15 protein-coding genes are annotated in these 22,860 nt (G+C 71.6%); 10 read left to right on the forward strand and 5 right to left on the reverse strand.

Features of this window, described 5'->3' with window-relative positions:
- Window positions 1–73: 73 nt before the first annotated feature.
- On the reverse strand, window positions 74–742 hold the full coding sequence (locus AC3IX6_RS23600; RefSeq protein WP_489364349.1) for a DUF4129 domain-containing protein: 669 nt from the start codon (window positions 740–742) through the stop codon (window positions 74–76).
- 7 nt (window positions 743–749) lie between these two features.
- Window positions 750–2,003: a glycerophosphoryl diester phosphodiesterase membrane domain-containing protein gene (locus tag AC3IX6_RS23605; RefSeq protein ID WP_489364351.1), complete on the reverse strand. Its 1,254-nt coding sequence runs from the start codon at window positions 2,001–2,003 to the stop codon at window positions 750–752.
- 253 nt (window positions 2,004–2,256) lie between these two features.
- Between AC3IX6_RS23605 and mtrA the strand changes: the two genes are divergently transcribed.
- The 6 genes from mtrA (at window position 2,257) to AC3IX6_RS23635 (ending at window position 9,801) form a co-directional block, all read left to right on the forward strand.
- Window positions 2,257–2,946: a two-component system response regulator MtrA gene (mtrA, locus tag AC3IX6_RS23610; RefSeq protein WP_489364353.1), complete on the forward strand. Its 690-nt coding sequence runs from the start codon at window positions 2,257–2,259 to the stop codon at window positions 2,944–2,946.
- Window position 2,947: 1 nt separating this feature from the next.
- Window positions 2,948–5,050, forward strand: coding sequence for an MtrAB system histidine kinase MtrB (gene mtrB / locus AC3IX6_RS23615; RefSeq protein WP_489364355.1), 2,103 nt, complete (start codon window positions 2,948–2,950; stop codon window positions 5,048–5,050).
- Window positions 5,040–6,887, forward strand: coding sequence for an LpqB family beta-propeller domain-containing protein (locus AC3IX6_RS23620; protein ID WP_489364357.1), 1,848 nt, complete (start codon window positions 5,040–5,042; stop codon window positions 6,885–6,887). Before mtrB ends, AC3IX6_RS23620 begins: the two co-directional genes overlap by 11 nt.
- A gap of 66 nt (window positions 6,888–6,953) precedes the next feature.
- On the forward strand, window positions 6,954–7,742 hold the full coding sequence (locus tag AC3IX6_RS23625) for a ComF family protein (protein ID WP_489371538.1): 789 nt from the start codon (window positions 6,954–6,956) through the stop codon (window positions 7,740–7,742).
- Window positions 7,743–8,101: 359 nt separating this feature from the next.
- Window positions 8,102–8,803: a ribosome hibernation-promoting factor, HPF/YfiA family gene (gene hpf / locus AC3IX6_RS23630; protein WP_389434907.1), complete on the forward strand. Its 702-nt coding sequence runs from the start codon at window positions 8,102–8,104 to the stop codon at window positions 8,801–8,803.
- Window positions 8,804–9,072: 269 nt separating this feature from the next.
- Window positions 9,073–9,801 carry a response regulator gene (locus AC3IX6_RS23635; protein ID WP_250751046.1) on the forward strand — a complete coding sequence of 243 codons (729 nt, stop codon included), beginning with the start codon at window positions 9,073–9,075 and terminating at the stop codon, window positions 9,799–9,801.
- Window positions 9,802–10,021: 220 nt separating this feature from the next.
- Here AC3IX6_RS23635 and AC3IX6_RS23640 read toward each other — a convergent pair whose 3' ends face one another.
- Entirely contained in the window at window positions 10,022–11,197 is a 1,176-nt protein-coding gene (locus AC3IX6_RS23640) for a winged helix-turn-helix domain-containing protein (protein WP_489364359.1), read from the reverse strand.
- Window positions 11,198–11,206: 9 nt separating this feature from the next.
- Entirely contained in the window at window positions 11,207–11,863 is a 657-nt protein-coding gene (locus AC3IX6_RS23645; protein WP_489364361.1) for a GNAT family N-acetyltransferase, read from the reverse strand.
- Between the two features lie 239 nt (window positions 11,864–12,102).
- Between AC3IX6_RS23645 and secA the strand changes: the two genes are divergently transcribed.
- Entirely contained in the window at window positions 12,103–14,877 is a 2,775-nt protein-coding gene (gene secA, locus AC3IX6_RS23650; protein WP_489364363.1) for a preprotein translocase subunit SecA, read from the forward strand.
- Between the two features lie 103 nt (window positions 14,878–14,980).
- Here the strand turns inward: secA and AC3IX6_RS23655 are convergent, their stop codons facing one another.
- Entirely contained in the window at window positions 14,981–15,643 is a 663-nt protein-coding gene (locus AC3IX6_RS23655) for an Rv3235 family protein (protein ID WP_489364365.1), read from the reverse strand.
- A gap of 566 nt (window positions 15,644–16,209) precedes the next feature.
- On the opposite strand from AC3IX6_RS23655, the gene AC3IX6_RS23660 reads away from it, so the two are divergent.
- The 3 genes from AC3IX6_RS23660 to AC3IX6_RS23670 all read left to right on the forward strand — a co-directional run bounded on the left by AC3IX6_RS23660 (window position 16,210) and on the right by AC3IX6_RS23670 (window position 22,787).
- Window positions 16,210–16,710 carry a DUF6912 family protein gene (locus AC3IX6_RS23660; protein ID WP_489364367.1) on the forward strand — a complete coding sequence of 167 codons (501 nt, stop codon included), beginning with the start codon at window positions 16,210–16,212 and terminating at the stop codon, window positions 16,708–16,710.
- Complete coding sequence (locus AC3IX6_RS23665; RefSeq protein WP_489364369.1) at window positions 16,707–17,402, forward strand: HAD family hydrolase; 696 nt, start codon at window positions 16,707–16,709, stop codon at window positions 17,400–17,402. Before AC3IX6_RS23660 ends, AC3IX6_RS23665 begins: the two co-directional genes overlap by 4 nt.
- 402 nt (window positions 17,403–17,804) lie before the next feature.
- Window positions 17,805–22,787, forward strand: a complete 4,983-nt coding sequence (locus AC3IX6_RS23670; RefSeq protein WP_489364371.1) for an NAD-glutamate dehydrogenase — start codon at window positions 17,805–17,807, stop codon at window positions 22,785–22,787.
- Window positions 22,788–22,860 lie beyond the last annotated feature (73 nt).

Genomic DNA, 22,860 nt, shown 5'->3' on the forward strand with positions numbered 1-22,860 from the left:
GTGTCCCCCGTGGGGTGGACCGGGTCCGGGGCTGTGTGCCCGGTGGGGTGTTTGGGGTTTGGGGTGGGGTTGGTCATGGGGTGGGGCCTGTCAGGAGGGGCTTGGTGCGGGACAGGGCCTGGTCCAGGGTGGTGAGGGTCGCGTACATCTCGGGGGTGGCCGGGTGGGCGCCGTAGGTGACGTCGTCGAAGGTGCGCGCCGCCGTGCGCAGGGCCGTGGCGTGGGACGGGAGGGAGACGGCGGCTTCGGCCGCGGCCTCGTCCGCGGTGCGGCCCGGGCGGGGGTCGAGGAGGGTGCGCTCCTCCAGGGAGCGGACCACGGCGCGCATGCGCTCCTGGACGGCTTCGCTCCAGCGGCCCTCGCCGGCCAGTGCCTCGGCGGTGGCGCGGTGGTCCGCCGCGCTGCGGATGCCGTCGTCGAAGAGGGTGCCGGCGGGGCGGGAGGCCGTACGGCGGGGGGCGCCCAGGCGCCACCACAGGGCGGCGATGACGAGGACGGCGAAGACGGCGATGGCCAGCAGGCCGAGGGCTCCGCCCGGGGCCGCGCCGGAGGCGCGGTCGAAGAGGTCGCCCACCCAGTCCCAGAAGCGGTTCAGGGCCCTCTGGAACAGCCCCGGGTCGTTCTCGTGGTACGCGGGCTTGGACAGCTCGTGGCGGGCCGCCTCGCGGGCGGCGTCACGGCCGATGGTGATGGGCGGGGTGGGTGGTGGTGTGTGGGTGAGCAGGCCCCCCGTGCTCCTCATTCCCGCGTCAGCCTCCGGTCGGCGGCGTGGTCGTGCCGTAGTTCTCGATGCCCGCCGCCCGGGCCAGCTCCAGGTCGAGGGCCTCGCGGCGGATGCGCTGGTCGACGTAGAGGAGGACCGTGACGCCGGCCTGGATCGGCATGGTGATCGTCAGCGCGATGATCGCGCCGATGGCCGTCGTGATCAGGTATCCCCAGCTCGCGGCGACGGAGCCGTCGACCATGCCCTCGAAGCCGCCGCCGGACAGCAGGCCGCCGACGATGGTGAGGGGGAAGAGGATGACGCCCGAAACGAAGAACGTGAGGAGGGCCGTGAGGAGGGTGATGCCGAAGATCCGCCACCAGGAGCCCTTGACCAGCTTCGAGGAGCGGACGAGGGCCTTGCGCACCGTCGCCTTCTCCAGCATCAGGGCGGGCGAGGCCAGGGAGAACCGGATCCAGAGCCAGAGGATCAGGCCGAGGGCGACGAGACCGCCGAGGGCGACGAGGCCGGTCTGGCCGGCGAGGGCGCCGGGCAGGACCAGTACGGCGAAGAGGAGGGCCGAGCCGAGGCCCAGGAGGAGGGTCAGGCCGAACAGCCGGGCGAGCTGGGGGCGGGCCTCGCGCCAGGCGGTGCCGATGGAGGAGCCGTGGCCGAGCACCGCGCGGCTGAAGATCATGGTCAGCATCGCGGTGGCGACGATGGTGCCGATGAGCACGATGAACTGATCCGCCGCGAGCAGTCCCATCATGGAGCCGAGGGAGTCGATCTGCTCGTCCAGGGACGCCGTGCTCGACTGGGTCACCGCGAGGTCGTCGAACGCGTACTTCTGCACGAGCACGCTCGCCAGCTGCACGAGGACGGCCACGACCAGGGTGATCGGGAGCACCGCGCGCCAGTGCTTGCGCATGGTGGTCACGGCCCCGTCGAGGATCTCGCCGATGCCGAGGGGCCGCAGCGGGATCACGCCGGGCTTCGCCGCCTGGGGCTGGCTGCCCCAGCCGCCCTGGCCGCCGCCCTGGGGCGGCCTGCCGCTGTCGTACGAGCCCCAGCCCGCGCCCGGCTGCGGAGCCGCGGGCGGCTGCTGCTGCGGGTTCTGCGGGTTCTGGCCCGGGGTCTGGCCCGGTGTCGGGCTCGACCACTGGCCGGGGGGCGGCTGCTCGGCGGACCATTTTGAGTCGCCGGATGCGCCGGATCCGCCCGCGGGTGGCTGCGTACCGTGGGAGCCCTCACCGTCGGACGGGGAGGATCCGGGCGTAGCCCAGCCCGGAGAGTCGTTCATCGTCGCTCCTTCACGTGCACTGCGGGGTGCGGGGCGCATGGTTCGGCTGCCATCGTGCCATGTGACAACCTCGAACGGACCAGCCGTCCCGAACGGACCAGCAGCCTCTTGGAGCCCGGGACGTTCGCGCCTTCGTATGGCGGCCGGATCCGGTGCACACTGGGCGCCCTGATCTCCACGCAGGTCCGAGGGACGATTTCCAGCCCCTTTGGCTGTGGGACAGCTCACCGCCGGGTAACGATTAGCTAATGGGATGATGTCAATCATGAAGGGACGCGTCCTTGTCGTCGACGACGACACCGCGCTGGCCGAGATGCTCGGCATTGTGCTGCGTGGAGAAGGTTTTGAGCCGTCGTTCGTAGCGGACGGCGACAAGGCACTGGCTGCCTTCCGGGAGGCGAAGCCGGATCTCGTGCTGCTCGACCTCATGCTGCCCGGTAGGGACGGCATAGAGGTGTGCAGACTGATCCGCGCCGAGTCGGGCGTACCGATCGTCATGCTCACCGCCAAGAGCGACACCGTTGACGTGGTCGTGGGCCTGGAGTCCGGGGCCGACGACTACATCGTCAAGCCGTTCAAGCCGAAGGAGCTGGTGGCCCGCATCCGGGCCCGTCTGCGCCGTTCGGAGGAGCCCGCGCCCGAGCAGCTGACCATCGGTGACCTGGTCATCGACGTGGCCGGCCACTCGGTCAAGCGGGAGGGCGCCTCGATCGCCCTGACCCCCCTGGAGTTCGACCTGCTGGTCGCGCTCGCCCGCAAGCCCTGGCAGGTATTCACCCGCGAGGTACTGCTGGAACAGGTGTGGGGCTACCGCCACGCGGCCGACACCCGTCTGGTCAACGTGCACGTCCAGCGACTGCGCTCCAAGGTCGAGAAGGACCCGGAGCGCCCCGAGATCGTCGTGACCGTGCGCGGGGTCGGCTACAAGGCCGGACCGAGCTGACATGACACCCGGCAAGCCCCGTGGCCGCTCCCGCTGGGGAGCGCTGCGGGGCGGCCGGCTGCTCCATGAGGGAGCACCCGGCGGATCCGTGCTGCGGCTGTTCGTACGCCTCGTGCGCCGGCCGCTGCTTCCGGCTGTCCGGCTGTGGCGGCGCAACATCCAGCTCCGGGTGGTCGCCGCCACCCTGCTGATCTCCCTCGCCGTGGTCCTCGCCCTCGGGTTCGTGGTCATCGCGCAGGTCAGCAAGGGCCTCCTCGACGCCAAGGAGGAGGCCGCGCAGAGCCAGGCCGCGGGCGGCTTCGCGGTCGCACAGGAGAAGGCCAATACGCCCTATACGGCGGACGGGCCCGACGCTTCCGACAACAAGGTCGGCCGGGACGCCAGTACCTGGATGAACTCCCTGGTCAAGCAGCTCGCCAGTGGCGGGCAGAGCGCCTTCGAGGTGGCAGCGCTGGGCGCCGGGACCGGGACCGGCGAGGAACAGCCGGCCCGTGGCGCCGTCGGCGGCGTCCGCGGAGCCCGCGCCTCCGGCAACGTGGACCCGACCGCCAGCGTCCCGCCGGCGCTGCGCCGCAACGTCAACCACGCGACCGGCGCCTTCAAGACCTTCTCGCAGATCCGCTACACCGACGCCGGCGACAAGCTGCCCGAGCCCGCGCTGGTCATCGGCAAGCGGCTCACCGACATCAACGGCGACCCGTACGACCTGTACTACCTCTTCCCGCTCACCCAGGAGGAGGAGTCCCTCAACCTGGTCAAGGTCACCATCGCCACCGCCGGGCTCTTCGTGGTGGTCCTGCTCGGCGGCATCGCCTGGCTGGTCGTGCGCCAGGTCGTCACGCCCGTCCGGATGGCCGCGGGGATCGCCGAGCGGCTCTCGGCGGGGCGGCTCCAGGAGCGGATGAAGGTCACCGGCGAGGACGACATCGCCCGTCTGGGCGAGGCCTTCAACAAGATGGCCCAGAACCTCCAGAGCAAAATCCAGCAGCTGGAGGACCTCTCCCGGCTGCAGCGCCGCTTCGTCTCGGACGTTTCCCACGAGCTGCGCACCCCGCTCACGACGGTACGGATGGCGGCGGACGTCATCCACGACGCCCGCGCCGACTTCGACCCGGTCACCGCGCGCTCCGCCGAGCTCCTCGCCGGACAGCTCGACCGCTTCGAGTCGCTCCTCGCCGACCTGCTGGAGATCAGCCGGTTCGACGCGGGCGCGGCCGCCCTGGAGGCGGAGCCGATCGACCTGCGGGACGTCGTACGCCGGGTCATCGACGCGGCCGAGCCGCTCGCCGAGCACAAGAACACCCGGATCCGCGTCCTCGGAGACACCCAGCCGGTGATAGCCGAGGCGGACGCCCGGCGCGTGGAGCGGGTCCTGCGCAATCTGGTCGTCAACGCCGTCGAGCACGGCGAGGGCCGCGACGTGGTCGTCCGGCTCGCCTCGGCGGGCGGGGCCGTCGCCGTGGCCGTACGGGACTACGGAGTCGGGCTCAAGCCCGGCGAGGCCACCCGGGTCTTCAACCGCTTCTGGCGGGCGGACCCGGCGCGGGCGCGCACGACCGGCGGTACCGGCCTCGGCCTGTCCATCGCCGTCGAGGACGCCCGGCTGCACGGAGGCTGGCTCCAGGCGTGGGGCGAGCCCGGCGGCGGTTCGCAGTTCCGGCTGACACTGCCGCGCACCGCCGACGAGCCGCTGCGCGGATCGCCGATCCCGCTGGAGCCCGAGGACTCCCGGGCCAACCGGGCCAGGGCCGCCGCGGAGGCCGCGGAGGGCTCCGCGGCCGCCGGGCAGCGGGCGCAGCAGGCGGGGCGCGGCGACCGGTCGCCGATGCCGCCGAGGTCCCCCGTCGCGGGTGCGGTGCCGGTACCGGCCGACCCGACGGCGCTGCCGGGCAACGGGGCGCGGGTCGTGACCCGGCCCGGGGCGGCGGAGCAGGCCAACGGTTCCGGGGGCGGGGCGGCGACCACGCGGTCCGGCGGTCCGGCGGGAGCAACCGACCGAGAGGGTGGAAGCGGTGGAGCGGGCGGAACCGGTGGAACCGGCGCAGCGGGCGGAACCGGCGCAGCGGGTGGAGCGGCTGGAGCGGGTGGGTCGCATGGGCGCTGAGCCGGGCCGGTCGCCGCGCCGGCGCACGCCGCGCGGGCTCAGGGCCGTAAGGGCCCTGGCCTTCGGCGCCGCGGGGCTGCTGTTCGCCGGCTGTGCCTCCATGCCCGACCGCGGCGAGGTCCGTCCCGTGGAGGCCTCCCAGGGCGTCGACTCCCAGGTCCGCGTGTTCGGCGTGCCGCCGGCCGACAAGGCCAGTCCGCAGGAGATCGTCGACGGCTTCCTGGAGGCCATGACCAGCGACGATCCGCAGCTCCAGACCGCACGCAAGTACCTCACCGAGGAGGCGGCGAAGAACTGGAAGCCCGGAGCGGCGGTCACCGTGCTCTCCGCCGGCCTCGACCGGTTCTCCGTACCGGGAGAGAAGGATCCGGCGGCCCCCCGGTTCAAGATCGCGGGCAAGATGCTGGCCACGGTGGACGAGCGCAGCGCGTACCAGCCGGAGACCGGTGACCGGCGCTACGAGGAGTTCCTCCAGCTCTCGCAGAAGGACAATCAGTGGCGGATCGCGACCCCGCCCAGCAGCCTGGTGCTGAGCGAGTCCGACTTCCAGCGCATCTACCGGCCGGTCAACAAGTACTACTTCGCGGGCTCCACGCTCGTCGCCGACCCCGTCTACGTGCGTCAGCGCAGCGACCCGGACTCCCGGATGGACCCCACCACCCAGACCGTCACCTCGCTGCTGGCCGGCCCTTCCAAGTGGCTCGGTCCGGTGGTCACGTCCAGCTTCCCGACCGGTACGCAACTGCGTGAGGGCACCAAGTCCCTTTCGATCGACGGCCAGAACACGCTGCGCGTGCCCCTGAACAAGAACGCGGACGACGTCGACGAGCCGCAGTGCCAGCGGATGGCGACCCAACTCCTCTACACCGTCAAGGACCTGACGGGTTCCCGGGTCGACCGGGTCGACGTCCTGCGCTCCGACGGCACCCCGCGCTGCCAGGTGCTGGAGCCGGCCGCGGCCGTGCTCGCCAACCGGCCGCCCTCGCCCGGCCACCAGTACTACGTGGACGCCGAGAACCGGCTGCAGCGGTTGAACCTGGATCCCAACCGCGAGGACCAGCAGGACCCGCCGACACCGGCCCCCGGGCCGCTGTCCGGGAACCCGGCCTTCAAGGTGGGCTCCGCCGCCGTGTCCTACGACGAGAAGCGCGCCGCGGTCGTCTCCGAGGACGGGCACGGGCTCTACGTGGTCAACCTGACCACCGCCGGAGCGATGCCGCCACCGCTGCTGACCGCCAAGGGGGCCAAGCCCAACGGGCTCGCCACCCCGACCTGGGACGCGGCGGGCGATCTGTGGGTCGCGGACCCCGATCCGCAGGACCCGACGCTGTGGCGGCTGCCCGGCGGCACCGGGACACCCGAACGGGTCGAGGTGTCCGGGCTGGCCGGTGGACGGATCACCGGGCTGAAGGCCTCCCCCGACGGGGTGCGGATCGCGCTGCTGGTGCAGCGGGAGAGCCGCAAGTACCTGTACATCGGGCGGATCGAGCGGCCCGACGTGAAGGGCGACGTCTCCGCGGTCTCGGTGCGCGAGCTGCGCCCGGCCGCTCCGCAGCTGGCGGACGTGGCGGCGATGAGCTGGGCGCCGCGCGGCCGGCTGCTGGTGGTGGGCCGGGAGAGCGGCATGGTCGTACAGGCCCGCTACCTGCTGGCCGACGGCTCGATGGTCGGGGCGGGGCTGCCCGGGGCCACCGGGCTGGTGGCGGTGGCCGCGAGCGAGGACGAGAAGAAGCCGGTGGTCGCCGAATCGCTGGAGGACGGCATCGTGTGGCTGCCGCCGGGGGCGCAGTGGCGCACGGTGGTGGCCGGCGGGCAGGCTCCGGTCTACCCGGGCTGAGCCGTGCTTTGCGTGGTTGTCCACAGGGGTGGTGCGGTGCTGTCCGGGCCCGGCATCGTGGACGTCATGCGGGAGTGGTGGCGGGTCCTGGCCGGTGAGCTCGCCGGGCTGGTGCTGCCGGTCGGGTGCGCCGGCTGCGGTTCCGGGCGCGCGGTGCTCTGCGGAGCCTGCCGGTCGGCGCTCAGTGGGGCCGGGGCGGGGCCGGTACGGCCCTCTCCGTGCCCGGCGGGGCTGCCCGCGGTCTACGCGGCCACCGCGTACCGGGAGGCCGTACGGGCCGTCGTACTGGCCCACAAGGAGCGCGGCGCGCTGCCGCTGGCCGCCGTCCTCGGCGCCGCCCTGGCCGCCGCGGTCCGTGCGGGCGGGGCGGGCGGGCCCGGGGGAGGGGGCGTGGCCCTGGTTCCGGTGCCCTCCGCGCGGCACCGGGTGCGGGCGCGCGGGCACGATCCGGCGCGCAGGATCGCGCTGGCCGCCTCGGCGCGGCTGCGGCGGGAGGGCGTGCCCGCGCGCGTGACGCCCGTACTGCGGCTGCGGCGGGCGGTGGCCGACCAGGCGGGCCTGGGGGCGCTGCAGCGCCGGGAGAACCTCGCGGGGGCCCTGGAGGCGCGGCCCGGCGCCGGCCGGGTGACGGCGGGGGCGGCCCGGATCGTCGTCGTGGACGACCTCGTCACCACCGGATCCACCCTGGTGGAGGCGGCGCGGGCGCTGCGCGCGGCCGGGATCGGGGTGCCGGGCGGGGCGGCCGCGGGGGTGCCGGGGGTGGCTCTGACGGCCGCCGTGGTGGCGGCTCCGGCGGACTCCTTCGTGCGTCCCGGCGCGGGTGCAACTCGAACAGAGCAACAAACTCGTGAATAGATTTGGAACTGGAAGGGAAGGCGCATCGTTGCAGGTAGTAAGAGGGAACGGCCACCTGAACGGAGGTACGTTCCGGTAGCGGGTGCCGACAACCGGCTTAGAGGGATATGTTCGGTTGTAAGGAATTGGCGAACCTTGGGCCCCACGCATCGGAGCGCACGTTTCGAGCGTCGTGACGTTTCGGAAACTTCGTGTCAGAGGTTGTCCCTCGACTCCGAAGTCGGTGGGGTGTAGATCTTGCCGATGGGGGAGGAGGAGGTGGAAGTCGCCAAGTCCGAGGCTCCGGTGTTCACCGGGGTCTGGTGCGAAAGGGAGACGCTTCGCCCCTGAGGCGGAGCTATCCGGGAACGGAGTTCTGCGTGGACATCGTCGTCAAGGGCCGTAAGACCGAGGTGCCCGACCGGTTCCGCAAGCACGTGGCCGAGAAGCTGAATCCGGAGCGGATCCAGAAGCTCGACGCCAAGGTGATCAGCTTGGACGTCGAGGTGTCCAAGGAGCACAACCCGCGCCAGGCCGACCGTTCCGACCGCGTGGAGATCACCCTGCGTTCGCGGGGCCCGGTGATTCGTGCCGAGGCTTCCGCCGCCGACGCGTACGCGGCGCTCGACCTCGCTCAGGACAAGCTGGAGGCCCGGCTGCGCAAGCAGCACGACAAGCGCTACACCCGGCGCGGCGCCGGACGACTCTCGGCGGCCGAGGTCGCCGACGTGGTCCCGAACGCCGCCACCCTCAACGGCAACGGCGAGCCGGTCAACGGCGAGAAGACGGACGCGATTCCGACCACCCGGATCGGATCGCTGGAAGTGCAGGGCGACGGCCCGCTCGTCGTTCGCGAGAAGACCCACTCGGCCGCACCCATGTCGCTCGACCAGGCTCTGTACGAGATGGAACTGGTCGGTCACGACTTCTATCTGTTCGTCGATTCCGACACCAAGATGCCGAGCGTCGTCTACCGGCGCCACGGTTACGACTACGGCGTGATCCACCTCAATGCATCCGACGCCGCCTCCAGCTCGGGTGAGCTCGACGGCGCGGGAGCGGGTGGCGCGCTCGGAGGCTGAGCCGCTGATGTCCGACTGATTCCGGACTGATTCCGGGCTGGATCCGGATGTCCGTACGGAGCCGGTGTGGTGCCCCCGTGTTCGCCCAGGCGGGCGCGGGGGCACTCGTGTGAGATGACGGCCGCGAAACGGTGGCTTGTATGGGTCGGCCGGTAACCGTCGGCCCCCGCTCGGTCACGCAGGCATGGAATCATGTCGGGCAGTCAGCCGGCGGCCGCTCTCGTCGGATTGATCCAGCAGCTCAGCACCGTGGTGCAGGGGGAGGAACGATGGCCGACAGCTTCGGGCCGGTGCGCGATGACAACGGTGCGGGCTGCCGTGAGGAGGACCGGGTGGCAGAGCCGATCCGGGTGCTCGTGGTCGACGACCACGCGCTGTTCCGGCGCGGGCTCGAGATCGTCCTCGCGCAGGAGGAGGACATCCAGGTCGTCGGCGAGGCGGGTGACGGGGCGGAGGCCGTGGACAAGGCGGCCGATCTGCTGCCCGACATCGTGCTGATGGATGTGCGGATGCCGCGGCGGGGCGGGATCGAGGCGTGTACCTCGATCAAGGAGGTGGCGCCCTCCGCGAAGATCATCATGCTGACGATCAGCGACGAGGAGGCGGACCTCTACGACGCGATCAAGGCGGGGGCCACCGGGTACCTGCTGAAGGAGATCTCCACGGACGAGGTCGCCACGGCGATCCGGGCGGTGGCGGACGGGCAGTCGCAGATCAGCCCTTCGATGGCGTCGAAGCTGCTGACGGAATTCAAGTCGATGATCCAGCGGACGGACGAGCGGCGGTTGGTGCCGGCGCCGCGGCTGACGGATCGGGAGCTCGAGGTCCTGAAGCTGGTGGCCACCGGGATGAACAACCGCGATATCGCGAAGGAGTTGTTCATCTCCGAGAACACCGTGAAGAACCACGTGCGGAACATTCTGGAGAAGCTGCAGCTGCACTCCAGGATGGAGGCGGTCGTGTACGCGATGCGCGAGAAGATCCTCGAGATCCGGTAGGGGCCGTGCCGGGTCCCGGGTGCGGGTGCCCGGTGCGGGTGGTGGGCCCTGCGGGGCAGTCCCCTACCCGCCCTTCCACCGTTCCCAGGGCTCTGCCCTGACCCGGTCCTCGAGCGCCGGACGGGGTGCCGGGCTGCGCCCGGCCCCCCCTGGGGCTCCGCCCCAGACCCCGGTCCTCAAACGCCGGACGGCTGAAATGGGCTGAGATGGTCGCGGGGCCTCAGAGGGTGGAGAGCTCCGCAACGACCGCTGCCGCTTCCGCGGGAGAGCTCGCGCGGTCGATGCGGATGGTGTCGCAGCCGACCCAGGTCGCGGCTTCGTGGAGGGCTTCGGCCATGGGGCGGGCCGCCTTCGGGGTGGTCAGGGAGAGTTGGCGGGCCACCAGGGTGCTGCCCTCGCGGGCCGGGTCCACGCGGCCCTGGAGGTGGCCTCCGGCCAGCAGGGGCATCGCGAAGTAGCCGTGGATCCGCTTGGGCTTGGGCACGTAGGCCTCCAGGCGGTGGGTGAAGCCGAAGATCCGCTCCGTGCGCGGGCGCTCCCAGACCAGCGAGTCGAAGGGGGAGAGCAGGGTGGTGCGGTGGCGGCCCCGGGGGAGCGGGGAGAGGGCCGCGGGATCGGCCCAGGCCGGCTTGCCCCAGCCTTCCACCTCCACCGGGACCAGGCCCGAGTCCTCGACCACCGCGTCGAAGTCGGGGCCCTTGAGGCGGTGGTAGTCCGCGATGTCGGAGCGGGTGCCCACGCCCAGGGACTGCCCGGCGAGGGCCACCAGGCGGCGCTTGCACTCGCGGTCGTCCAGGTCGTCGTGGAGCAGCGCTTCGGGGACGGCCCGCTCGGGGAGGTCGTAGACCCGCTTCCAGCCGCGGCGCTCGGTGCAGACGACCTCGCCGATGTCGAGGAGCCACTCGACCGCGATCTTCGTCTCGGACCATTCGAACCATTCGCCGCCGTTCTTGGCGCCGCCCAGTTCGGTGGAGGTCAGCGGGCCCTCGGTGGCGAGGCGGTCCAGGACCGTCTTCGTGGAGGAGCGCTTGTCCTCCAGGATGTGCCAGCGGTGGCCGCGGACCTTGTTGGCCCGGCGGCGGAAGGCGAAGTGCGGCCATTCCTCGATCGGCAGGATGCAGGCCGCGTGCGACCAGTACTCGAAGGCGTGGTTCTGCGACCAGTACGAGGCTTCGACGGCGGAGCGTCCGACCGCGCCGAGGCGCGCGTACGGGACGAGCTCGTGGGAGCGGGCCAGTACGGAGATGGTGTCGAGCTGGACGGCGCCCAGGTGGCGCAGAACGCCGCGGACGCCGCCCTTCCGGTCGGGCGCGCCCATGAACCCTTGCGCGCGCAGCGCGATGCGGCGGGCCTCGTCGGCGGAGAGGGACACGGTCGGCGCGGGTGCGGACGTCATGACGGCACCCTAGACCCGGCCACTGACAGTGCTCCTCGGTGCGGGCGGGGGAAGGGGCGAGGGAAGGGGCGAGGGAAGGTACGGGAGGCGGGAGGGCAGGCCCAGGTCGGAGGGGAGCAGGGCGCCGGTCCAGCAGTCCCGCAGGGTTCCGCGGTGTTCCATGCCCGCCCGCGCGAGGCCTTCGATGGTGAAGCCGGCCTTCTCGGCGACCCGGCGGGAGGCGTCGTTGCCGACCCCCGCGCGCCAGATCATCCGTACGCAGCCGAGGTCCGTGAAGGCCCAGCGCAGTACGGCGGGCAGTGCCTCGGGCAGGTAGCCGCGGCCCCGGTGGCCGGCGACGGTCCAGTAGCCGACCTCGTGGGCGTTCGCGCCGGCCGGGGTCACGCCTATGCAGGCGACCAGCGGTCCGTCGGCGCCGAGCCGGACCGCGAAGTTGTACTCGGAGCCGTCCCGCCAGCCGCCCGGGGCCCTGGCCGTGAAGGCCTCGGCGTCCGGGAGCCCGTACGGCACGGCCACGGGGATCCAGCGCTGGATCACCGGGTCCTGGCACGCGGCGTGCACCTCGGCGGTGTCGCGGGGGGCGAGGGGGCGCAGCACCAGGCGTTCGGTGGTCAGGGTGGTCGGTTCCACGGTCGCCTCCACGGTCGGTTCCATGGTCGTTTCCATGGACGGATTCTGCTGTGGGAGGACGGCCGGGGTGAAACGGATTCCGGAAGAGGGACCGCCCATACCGGCACCTTCGGTGCCCCTCGCACGTTCTCATTTCCGGGCAGTCCAGCCCCGCGGCAGTGCGGACCTCCCGACGCGACCGCGTCCTCGCTTACGATGGCCGTTGCGGTGGGGCCCACCCTCCGTGCCCGTGCACGAACCAGTGCCAGGCCCGACCGGCAAGGAGACAAACCTCGGTGTCCGTCTTCAACAAGCTCATGCGTGCAGGCGAAGGCAAGATCCTCAAAAAACTGCACCGCATCGCGGACCAGGTCAACTCCATCGAAGAGGACTTCGTCAACCTCTCCGACGCCGACTTGCGTGCGCTCACGGACGAGTACAAGCAGCGCTTCCAGGACGGCGAGAGCCTGGACGACCTGCTGCCCGAGGCCTTCGCGACGGTCCGCGAGGCCGCCAAGCGCGTCCTCGGCCAGCGTCACTACGACGTCCAGATGATGGGCGGCGCCGCACTGCACCTCGGCTACGTGGCCGAGATGAAGACCGGTGAGGGCAAGACCCTCGTCGGCACGCTGCCCGCGTACCTGAACGCGCTGTCCGGCAAGGGCGTCCACCTGATCACGGTGAACGACTACCTCGCCGAGCGCGACTCCGAGATGATGGGCCGGGTGCACAAGTTCCTCGGCCTGGAGGTCGGGTGCATCCTGGCGAACATGTCTCCGGCGCAGCGCCGTGAGCAGTACGCCGCCGACATCACGTACGGCACGAACAACGAGTTCGGCTTCGACTACCTCCGCGACAACATGGCGTGGTCGCAGGACGAGCTCGTCCAGCGCGGCCACAACTTCGCCGTGGTCGACGAGGTCGACTCGATCCTCGTCGACGAGGCCCGTACCCCGCTGATCATCTCGGGCCCGGCCGACCAGGCCACCAAGTGGTACGCGGACTTCGCGAAGCTGGTCACGCGCCTGACCAAGGGCGAGCCCGGTCAGCCCCTCAAGGGCATCGAGGAGACCGGCGACTACGAGGTCGACGAGAAGAAGCGCACCGTCGGCATCCACGAGTCCGGTGTCGCGAAGGTCGAGGACTGGCTCGGCATCGAGAACCTCTACGAGTCGGTGAACACCCCGCTCGTCGGTTACCTCAACAACGCGATCAAGGCCAAGGAGCTCTTCAAGAACGACAAGGACTACGTCGTCATCGACGGCGAAGTCATGATCGTCGACGAGCACACCGGCCGCATCCTCGCCGGCCGCCGCTACAACGAGGGCATGCACCAGGCCATCGAGGCGAAGGAAGGGGTGGACATCAAGGACGAGAACCAGACCCTCGCCACGATCACCCTGCAGAACTTCTTCCGCCTGTACTCGAAGCTGTCGGGCATGACCGGTACGGCCATGACCGAGGCCGCCGAGTTCCACCAGATCTACAAGCTCGGTGTCGTCCCGATCCCGACCAACCGGGACATGGTCCGCAAGGACCAGGCGGACCTGATCTACCGCACCGAGGTCGCGAAGTTCGCCGCCGTCGTCGACGACATCGCGGAGAAGCACGAGAAGGGCCAGCCGATCCTCGTCGGTACGACGTCGGTCGAGAAGTCCGAGTACCTCTCGCAGCAGCTCTCCAAGCGGGGCATCCCGCACGAGGTGCTGAACGCGAAGCAGCACGACCGTGAGGCGACGATCGTCGCCCAGGCGGGCCGTCGCGGAGCCGTCACGGTCGCCACGAACATGGCCGGCCGCGGTACCGACATCAAGCTCGGCGGCAACCCCGACGACCTCGCCGAGGCCGAGCTGCGTCAGCGCGGCCTGGACCCGGAGGAGCACATCGAGGAGTGGGCGCACGCCCTTCCCGAGGCGCTCACGCGGGCCGAGGCGGCCGTGAAGGCGGAGTTCGAGGAGGTCAAGGACCTCGGCGGGCTGTACGTGCTGGGCACCGAGCGCCACGAGTCGCGCCGCATCGACAACCAGCTGCGCGGCCGTTCCGGCCGACAGGGCGACCCGGGCGAGTCCCGCTTCTACCTGTCGCTCGGCGACGACCTGATGCGCCTGTTCAAGGCGCAGATGGTCGAGCGCGTCATGTCGATGGCGAACGTGCCGGACGACGTGCCGATCGAGAACAAGATGGTCACGCGGGCCATCGCCTCGGCCCAGTCGCAGGTCGAGACCCAGAACTTCGAGACGCGCAAGAACGTCCTGAAGTACGACGAGGTGCTGAACAACCAGCGCACCGTCATCTACAAGGAGCGCCGCCGGGTGCTGGAGGGCGAAGACCTCCAGGAGCAGATCCGGCACATGATGGACGACACGATCGACGCGTACATCTCGGCCGAGACGGTCGAGGGGTTCGCGGAGGAGTGGGACCTGGACCGGCTGTGGAACGCCTTCCGGCAGCTCTACCCGATCAAGGTCACGGTGGAGGAGCTGGAGGATGCCGCGGGCGACCGCGCGGGCATCACCGCCGAGTTCATCGCGGAGTCCGTCAAGGACGACATCCACGAGCAGTACGAGGCCCGCGAGGCGACGCTCGGCTCCGACATCATGCGCGAGCTGGAGCGGCGCGTGGTGCTGTCGGTGCTGGACCGCAAGTGGCGCGAGCACCTGTACGAGATGGACTACCTGCAGGAGGGCATCGGCCTGCGGGCGATGGCCCAGAAGGACCCGCTGGTCGAGTACCAGCGCGAGGGCTTCGACATGTTCAACGCCATGCAGGAGGGCATCAAGGAGGAGTCCGTCGGCTACCTGTTCAACCTGGAGGTCCAGGTCGAGCAGCAGGTCGAGGAGGTCCTGGTCTCGGACTCCGGTCCGTCGCTGGCCAAGCCGGAGATCCGGGCGAAGGGTCTGGACGCCCCGCAGCGGCCGGACCGGCTGCACTTCTCCGCGCCCACGGTCGACGGTGAGGGCGGCGTCGTCGAGGGCGACTTCGACGCGGATTCCGGTGACGACTCCGGGATGACGCGCGCGGAGCGCCGTAAGGCCGCGAAGGCCACGGGCGGCCGTCGCCGCAAGAAGTAACCCGCGCCGTTCGCGGGATCACCGCCGGGGCCGGACACCACGCTGTGCGTGGGGTCCGGCCCCGGCGGCGTTCGCGGGCGGGGCCGGGGGCCCGTGGCCGGGGTCATGGGCGGGGGCCGTGGAGTTCCACGGCGGCGCAGCGCCAGCGCAGGTCGGGGCCCTGTTCCAGGCGGAAGGCCAGCGCGGTGAGGCGGTCGCCCGTCGCGATCCGGGCGAAGGCCTCGATGATCCCCGGGCCGGGGGTGAAGCGGCCGCATCCGTGGAGGACGGGGCTGAGCCGGCGGGTGTCGTACGGGTGGTCGTGCGGGGGGTCGGCGGGGGCGAGGGTGATCAGCTGGTCGTAGGCCGGGCCGATGGTGTGGCCGATCAGGGAGTGCACGGGGCGGCGTCCGCTGAGGACGGCGAGCAGCCGTTCGGCGAACCAGTGGTGCGGGCCGCTGCCGCGGTGCACGGCGGTGGGCGGCCGGCGGCGGTCGTGGCGGCGGCCGGGCCTCGTGGTGCCGGGGCCGGTGCCGGCCGGCCTCGCGGGGCCGGGGCCGGTGCCGGCGCCGCCGCCGGTAGCCGTTCGGGGGCTGCCGCTCCCGGGGCGCCGGGCGGTCCCGGTACCCGTGGGCGCCGTTGTTTCGGTGGTGCGGTTCGGCCGCGCGGTCCTGGGGACGGTGCTTCCGGTGCTCCCTGCGGGCCTGGGCACGCGGGGGCTCGCGGTGGTCCCCATGGCGCCGGTTCCGGGGGTGGTGCCCGTGGTGTGGGGTGTGCTGGTGGTCATGGCGGTCGTCCCCGGGGTCGGGCCCGGCGTGGTACCGGGCGGTAACTTGGTAGGGGACTTCTACGGGGCCGCGAACACGCTCCGCAACGGCGCCGCGGGGGTGCCCCGTACCCGGCCCGCCTTCACCTATCCGGGTCGGTCCCCGGCCGCCCCGGGCCCCGCCGCCGGGGCCTGCCGGGAGCGAAGTGGACGCCTCCGGGCCCCGCCGCGGCAGCCCGAAGGGGGACGCGGGCCGTCACGGACGGAGTCCGGGCCGCGGGGCCGGACCCTTCCAGGTGCGCCGTCACCTGACGCAGCGGGGTGCGAGGTGCTGGAGACGGGGAGCTCGCCAGGGGCCGGGGCCCCGCCGGACACCGAGTCGCGGCTTCGGATCGGCCCTTGGGTCCCCCAGGCCGAGCGGTCCCCGGCCGGACCCGCCCCGGGCTGCACCGGACGGAGTCCGGTGCAGCCCGCCGAAGCCGCGGAGGCCCCCGGGGCCGACGCGTGCGAGGGGGGGGCGTCGGGGGATGCGCGGCGGGTCGCGGTCGTATCCTGGGGGCGTTTCCGACTACCGAAAGCAGCCGGCCATGCGCGTGTACGTCCCCCTGACCCTGCCCGGGCTCGCCGAGGCGCACCAGGCGGGTGAGCTGGGCCCGGCTCCGCTGCGGGCGTACGCCGTCACGCCCGGGCTGCGCGAGTGGTACGCGTCGGACGACATGGAAGAGCTGGAGTACGCCGCCCTGACCAGGGCCGCCGCCGCCTCGCTGCGGATGATCGCCGAGGACGGGGCCGCGCCCCGCAAGCGGGTCGTGGTGGCCGTCGACGTGGACGACAAGGCCGCCACCGCCGCCCCCGGCGCCGACGAGGCCGCGCTCGGCCAGGTGGCCCTCGCCGGGGCCGTACGGCTCTCGGTGGCGGCCGCGGTGCACGTGGACGCCGAAGAGGCCCTGGAGGACGTGAGCGCCGCCGTGGCGGCCGTCCCGGCCGCGGACGGGGGCGACGAGGATGCGCTCGCCACGGTCGACGGAGCCGAGGACCACGAGCTGCTGTGGTTCGGGGTCCAGGAGATTCCGGGGCTGCTGAAGTGAGCGCGGCACCCGGGAACGCGAGCCCCGCCCCCACGGCCCCGCACATCGTCTGGGACTGGAACGGCACGCTGCTCCACGACATCGACGCCGTGATAGCGGCCACCAACGCCTCCTTCGCCGAGCTCGGCCTCGCACCGATCACCCTGGAGCGGTACCGCGAGCTGTACGTCGTACCGGTGCCGAAGTTCTACGAGCGCCTCATGGGCCGGCTCCCCACGGACGCCGAGTGGCTGGTCATGGACGAGGCCTTCCACCGGCACTACTGGGTGGCCGCCGAGGACGCCGGGCTGGCCGAGGGGGCCCGCGAGCTGCTGCGGGACTGGCAGCAGGACGGGCTCACGCAGTCCCTGCTGTCCCTCGCGCCCCACGACAAGCTCGTGCCGCTCGTCCGGGCGCACGGGATCGACACGCACTTCCTGCGCGTCGACGGGCGTACCGGGCCCTCCCACACCAGCAAGGCCGGACATCTCGTACGTCATTTGGCGGCCCTGGACGGGACGGGAGTGACGGCCGGCCGTACGGTCCTCATCGGAGACGCCGTGGACGACGCGCTGGCCGCCGCGCACGTGGGCGCGCGGGCCGTCCTCTATACGGGCGGTTCGCACAGCCGCGGCAGTCTGGAATCAGCCGGTGTCCCCGTCGTGGACAGCCTGGCGGAGGCCGTACGCACTGCTCGCGAGCTGGCCGGATAGCGACCGCGGCATGAGCGGAGAGCGACCGCGCACCGGCCTGGCACGCATGGCCGGGCCAGGCCCTATCCAGAGTGTCAAAGTTACCCCCCCTCTTTTGTACACATACAGCTCATGACGAGCCGGGGGTGGAGCGAGATAGCCTGGTACCCGTGATCAGCGCGATAGTTCTCGGAGGCACTGAAGCCTCCGCCCGGCGCCCGGCGCACCACTGTGCCCGGGCCGTCGCTGATCCCCGCCCCCGGTCCCTGGACGTCCTGCCGATCATGGCCGATTTCCTCCCGGTGGGCTCTCTCGACGGCATAGCGTCGATCCCGAACGGACACCGACACCCCGCCTCGCGGTGCTATGCCATTCCTTCCTTCACCTACGTCACGCAATGGCGCGCGACAGGAGCCAGAGGACATGCAGACCAAGCTGGACGAAGCAAAGGCCGAGCTGCTCGCGCGGGCGGCACGGGTAGCTGAGAACAGCCCGGCCGGGGGGCTACTTCCGACTGGGTCCGAGCAGGGGGAGCGTCCCGACCGGGACACGACTCTCGCCTACCTCCAGCGCTACTACCTGCACACCGCCCCGGAAGACCTCCTCGACCGGGACCCGGTCGACGTGTTCGGGGCCGCACTCTCGCACTACCGGCTCGCGGAGAACCGTCCGCAGGGCACGGCGAACGTGCGGGTGCACACGCCCACGGTGGAGGAGAACGGCTGGACCTCCAGCCACTCCGTCGTCGAGGTGGTCACCGACGACATGCCCTTCCTCGTGGACTCGGTGACGAACGAGCTGTCCCGCCACGGGCGCGGCATCCACGTCGTGATCCACCCGCAGGTCGTCGTCCGCCGCGACGTCACCGGCAAGCTCATCGAGATCCTCGGCCCCGACTGCGACGCGCACGGTCCCCGCACCGCGCGCCCCCACGACTCCCTCGTCGAGTCCTGGATCCACGTCGAGATCGACCGCGAGACCGACAAGGCCGACCTCAAGCAGATCACCGCCGATCTGCAGCGCGTCCTGTCCGACGTACGCGAGTCCGTCGAGGACTGGGAGAAGATGCGCGACGCGGCCCTGCGCATCGCGCACGAGCTCCCCGAGGAGCCCACCGCCCCGGACCTGCGCGAGTACGAGCTCGAAGAGGCCCGCGAGCTGCTGCGCTGGCTCGCCGACGACCACTTCACCTTCCTCGGCTACCGCGAGTACAACCTCGTCGACGGCGACGCCCTGGCCGCCGTGCCCGGCACCGGCCTCGGCATCCTGCGCTCCGACCCGCTGCACCACGGCCAGGACGAGGCGCACCCCGTCTCCCCGTCCTTCAACCGGCTGCCGGCCGACGCCCGCGCCAAGGCCCGCGAGCACCGTCTGCTGGTGCTGACCAAGGCCAACAGCCGCTCCACCGTGCACCGCCCGTCCTACCTCGACTACGTCGGCGTCAAGAAGTTCGACGCCGAGGGCAACGTGGTCGGCGAGCGCCGCTTCCTCGGCCTGTTCTCCTCCGCCGCGTACACCGAGTCGGTGCGCCGGGTCCCGGTCATCCGCCGCAAGGTCGCCGAGGTCCTCGCGGGCGCCGGCTTCGCCCCGTCCAGCCACGACGGCCGCGACCTGCTCCAGATCCTTGAGACCTACCCGCGCGACGAGCTGTTCCAGACCCCGGTCGACCAGCTCCAGGCCATCGCCACCTCCGTCCTGTACCTCCAGGAGCGCCGCCGGCTGCGGCTGTACCTGCGCCAGGACGAGTACGGGCGCTACTACTCCGCGCTGGTCTACCTGCCGCGCGACCGGTACACCACCGGCGTGCGGCTGCGGCTGATCGCGATCCTGCAGGAGGAACTCGACGGCATCAGCGTCGACTTCACCGCGTGGAACACCGAGTCGATCCTCTCCCGCATCCACTTCGTCGTCCGCGTCCCGCAGGGCACCGAGCTGCCCGTGCTGACCGACGCCGACGTCGAGCGGATCGAGGGCCGGCTGGTCGAGGCCGCCCGCTCCTGGGCCGACGGCTTCGGCGAGGCGCTCGTCGCGGAACTGGGCGAGGAGCGCGCCGCCGAGCTGCTGCGCAAGTACGCGAACTCCTTCCCCGAGGGCTACAAGGCCGACCACTCGCCGCGTTCGGCCGTGGCGGACCTGTGCCACCTGGAGCGGCTGTCCGCGAGCGACCGCGAGTTCGCGCTGTCGCTGTACGAGCCGGTCGGCGCGGGCCCCGGCGAACGCCGGTTCAAGATCTACCGCACGGGCGAGCAGGTCTCGCTCTCCGCGGTCCTGCCGGTCCTGCAGCGCCTGGGCGTCGAGGTCACCGACGAGCGGCCGTACGAGCTGCGCTGCACCGACCGCACCAACGCGTGGATCTACGACTTCGGTCTGCGGATGCCGCTGCAGAGCGGCAACGGCGACTCCGCCGGGACTGCCAACTACCTCGGCGACGACGCCCGCGAGCGGTTCCAGGACGCCTTCTCGGCGGTCTGGCAGGGCGACGCCGAGAACGACAACTTCAACACCCTGGTGCTGGGCGCCGGACTGACCTGGCGCCAGGCCGTGGTCCTGCGCGCGTACGCCAAGTACCTGCGCCAGGCCGGTGCCACCTTCAGCCAGGACTACATGGAGGACACCCTCCGCAACAACGTCCACACCACCCGGCTGCTGGTTTCCCTCTTCGAGGCCCGGATGTCGCCCGGCCGCCAGTCCGCGGGCACCGAGCTCGTCGACGCGATGCTGGAAGAGCTGGACGGAGCCCTGGACCAGGTCGCCTCGCTGGACGAGGACCGGATCCTGCGCTCCTTCCTCACCCTCATCAAGGCGACGCTGCGCACCAACTTCTTCCAGCTCAACGCCGCGGGCGAGCAGCACTCCTACGTGTCGATGAAGTTCGACCCGCAGGCCATCCCCGATCTCCCGGCGCCGCGTCCGGCCTTCGAGATCTGGGTCTACTCCCCGCGCGTCGAGGGCGTCCACCTGCGCTTCGGCAAGGTCGCCCGAGGCGGCCTGCGCTGGTCCGACCGCCGCGAGGACTTCCGTACGGAGATCCTCGGCCTGGTCAAGGCGCAGATGGTCAAGAACACCGTCATCGTGCCCGTCGGCGCCAAGGGCGGCTTCGTCGCCAAGAACCTCCCCGACCCGTCGGTGGACCGCGACGCGTGGCTCGCCGAGGGCATCGCCTCGTACAAGATCTTCATCTCGGCGCTGCTCGACATCACCGACAACATGGTCGGCGGCGAGGTCGTGCGGCCCAAGGGCGTGGTCCGCCACGACGAGGACGACACCTACCTCGTCGTCGCCGCCGACAAGGGCACCGCGACCTTCTCCGACATCGCCAACGGGGTCGCGGAGTCCTACGGGTTCTGGCTGGGCGACGCCTTCGCCTCCGGCGGCTCGGCCGGCTACGACCACAAGGGCATGGGCATCACCGCCCGCGGCGCCTGGGAGTCCGTCAAGCGGCACTTCCGCGAGCTCGGGCACGACACCCAGACGCAGGACTTCACGGTCGTCGGCGTCGGCGACATGTCCGGCGACGTCTTCGGCAACGGCATGCTGCTCTCCGAGCACATCCGCCTGGTCGCGGCCTTCGACCACCGGCACATCTTCATCGACCCGAACCCGGACGCGGCGACCTCCTACGCCGAGCGCCGGCGCCTGTTCGACCTGCCGCGCTCCTCGTGGGCGGACTACGACAGCTCCCTGCTGTCCGCCGGCGGCGGGATCCACCCGCGCAGCGCGAAGGCCATCCCGGTCAACGCACAGGTCCGCGAAGCCCTCGGCATCGAGGCCGGCGTCACCAAGATGACCCCGGCCGACCTGATGAAGGCGATCCTCCAGTCCCCGGTGGACCTGCTGTGGAACGGCGGCATCGGTACGTACGTCAAGGCGACGGCCGAGACGCACGCGGACGTCGGCGACAAGGCCAACGACCCGATCCGCGTCAACGGCTCCGACGTGCGGGCCAAGGTCATCGGCGAGGGCGGCAACCTGGGCCTGACCCAGCTCGGCCGCATCGAGTTCGCGCACATCGGCGCCGGCGGCGAGGGCGGCAAGGTCAACACCGACGCCATCGACAACAGCGCGGGCGTGGACACCTCCGACCACGAGGTGAACATCAAGATCCTGCTGAACTCGGTGGTCGCCGACGGGGACCTGACCGTCAAGCAGCGCAACAAGTTCCTCGCCGAGATGACCGACGAGGTCGGCCGGCTGGTGCTGCGCAACAACTACGCCCAGAACGTGGCGCTGGCCAACGGCGCCGCCCAGGCCCCCAGCCTGCTCCACGCCCAGCAGCGCTTCATGCGCCGCCTGGGCCGTGACGGCCTGCTGGACCGCGCCCTGGAGTTCCTGCCCAACGACCGGCAGATCCGCGAGCTGCTCAACAACGGCAGGGGCCTGACCCAGCCGGAACTGGCCGTCCTGTTCGCCTACACCAAGATCACGGTGGCGGACGAGCTCATCCACACCGAGCTGCCGGACGACCCGTACCTGGACCGCCTGCTGCACGCCTACTTCCCGGGCGCGCTGCTCGCGAAGTTCCCCGAGCAGGTCGACGCACACGCGCTGCGCCGCGAGATCATCACCACGGTGCTGGTCAACGACACCGTCAACAGCGGCGGTTCGACCTTCCTGCACCGGCTGCGCGAGGAGACCGGGGCCTCCCTGGAGGAGATCGTCCGGGCGCAGCTCGCGGCCCGTGAGATCTTCGGCCTGGCCGGGGTGTGGGACGCGGTCGAGGCCCTCGACAACGAGGTCGCCGCCGACGTCCAGACCCGGATCCGGCTGCACTCGCGGCGCCTGGTCGAGCGCGGCACGCGCTGGCTGCTGAACAACCGGCCGCAGCCGCTCCAGATCACCGAGACCATCGAGTTCTTCGCCGAGCGGGTGGAGCGGGTCTGGTCGGACCTGCCGAAGCTGGTGCGCGGCGCGGACCTGGAGTGGTACGAGGCCGTCATGGCCGAGCTGATCGGCGAGGGCGTGCCGGAGGAGCTGGCGGCCAAGGTGGCCGGGTTCTCCTCGGCCTTCCCGACGCTGGACATCGTCGCGATCTCGGACCGCACGGGCGTCGAGCCGCTGGCGGTCGCCGAGGTGTACTACGACCTCGCCGACCGGCTGGACATCACCCAGCTGATGGACCGGATCATCGAGCTGCCGCGGGCCGACCGCTGGCAGTCGATGGCGCGCGCGTCCATCCGCGAGGACCTGTTCTCCGCGCATGCGGCGCTGACCGCGGACGTGCTGGCGGTCGGGAACGGGACCTCGACTCCCGAGGAGCGCTTCAAGGCGTGGGAGGAGAAGAACGCGGCGATCATCGGGCGTGCGCGGACGACTCTGGACGAGATCCAGGGGTCGGACGACTTCGACCTGGCGAACCTGTCCGTGGCCATGCGGACGATGCGCTCGCTGCTCCGGGCGCACGCGTAGCCCTGGCGGGCGGCGGTACGAGTACGGGCCGGGCCCGGGACCCTCTTGGGGGTTCCGGGCCCGGCCCGTTCGT

The sequence above is a fragment of the Streptomyces sp. GL_141 genome, from assembly GCF_057834385.1.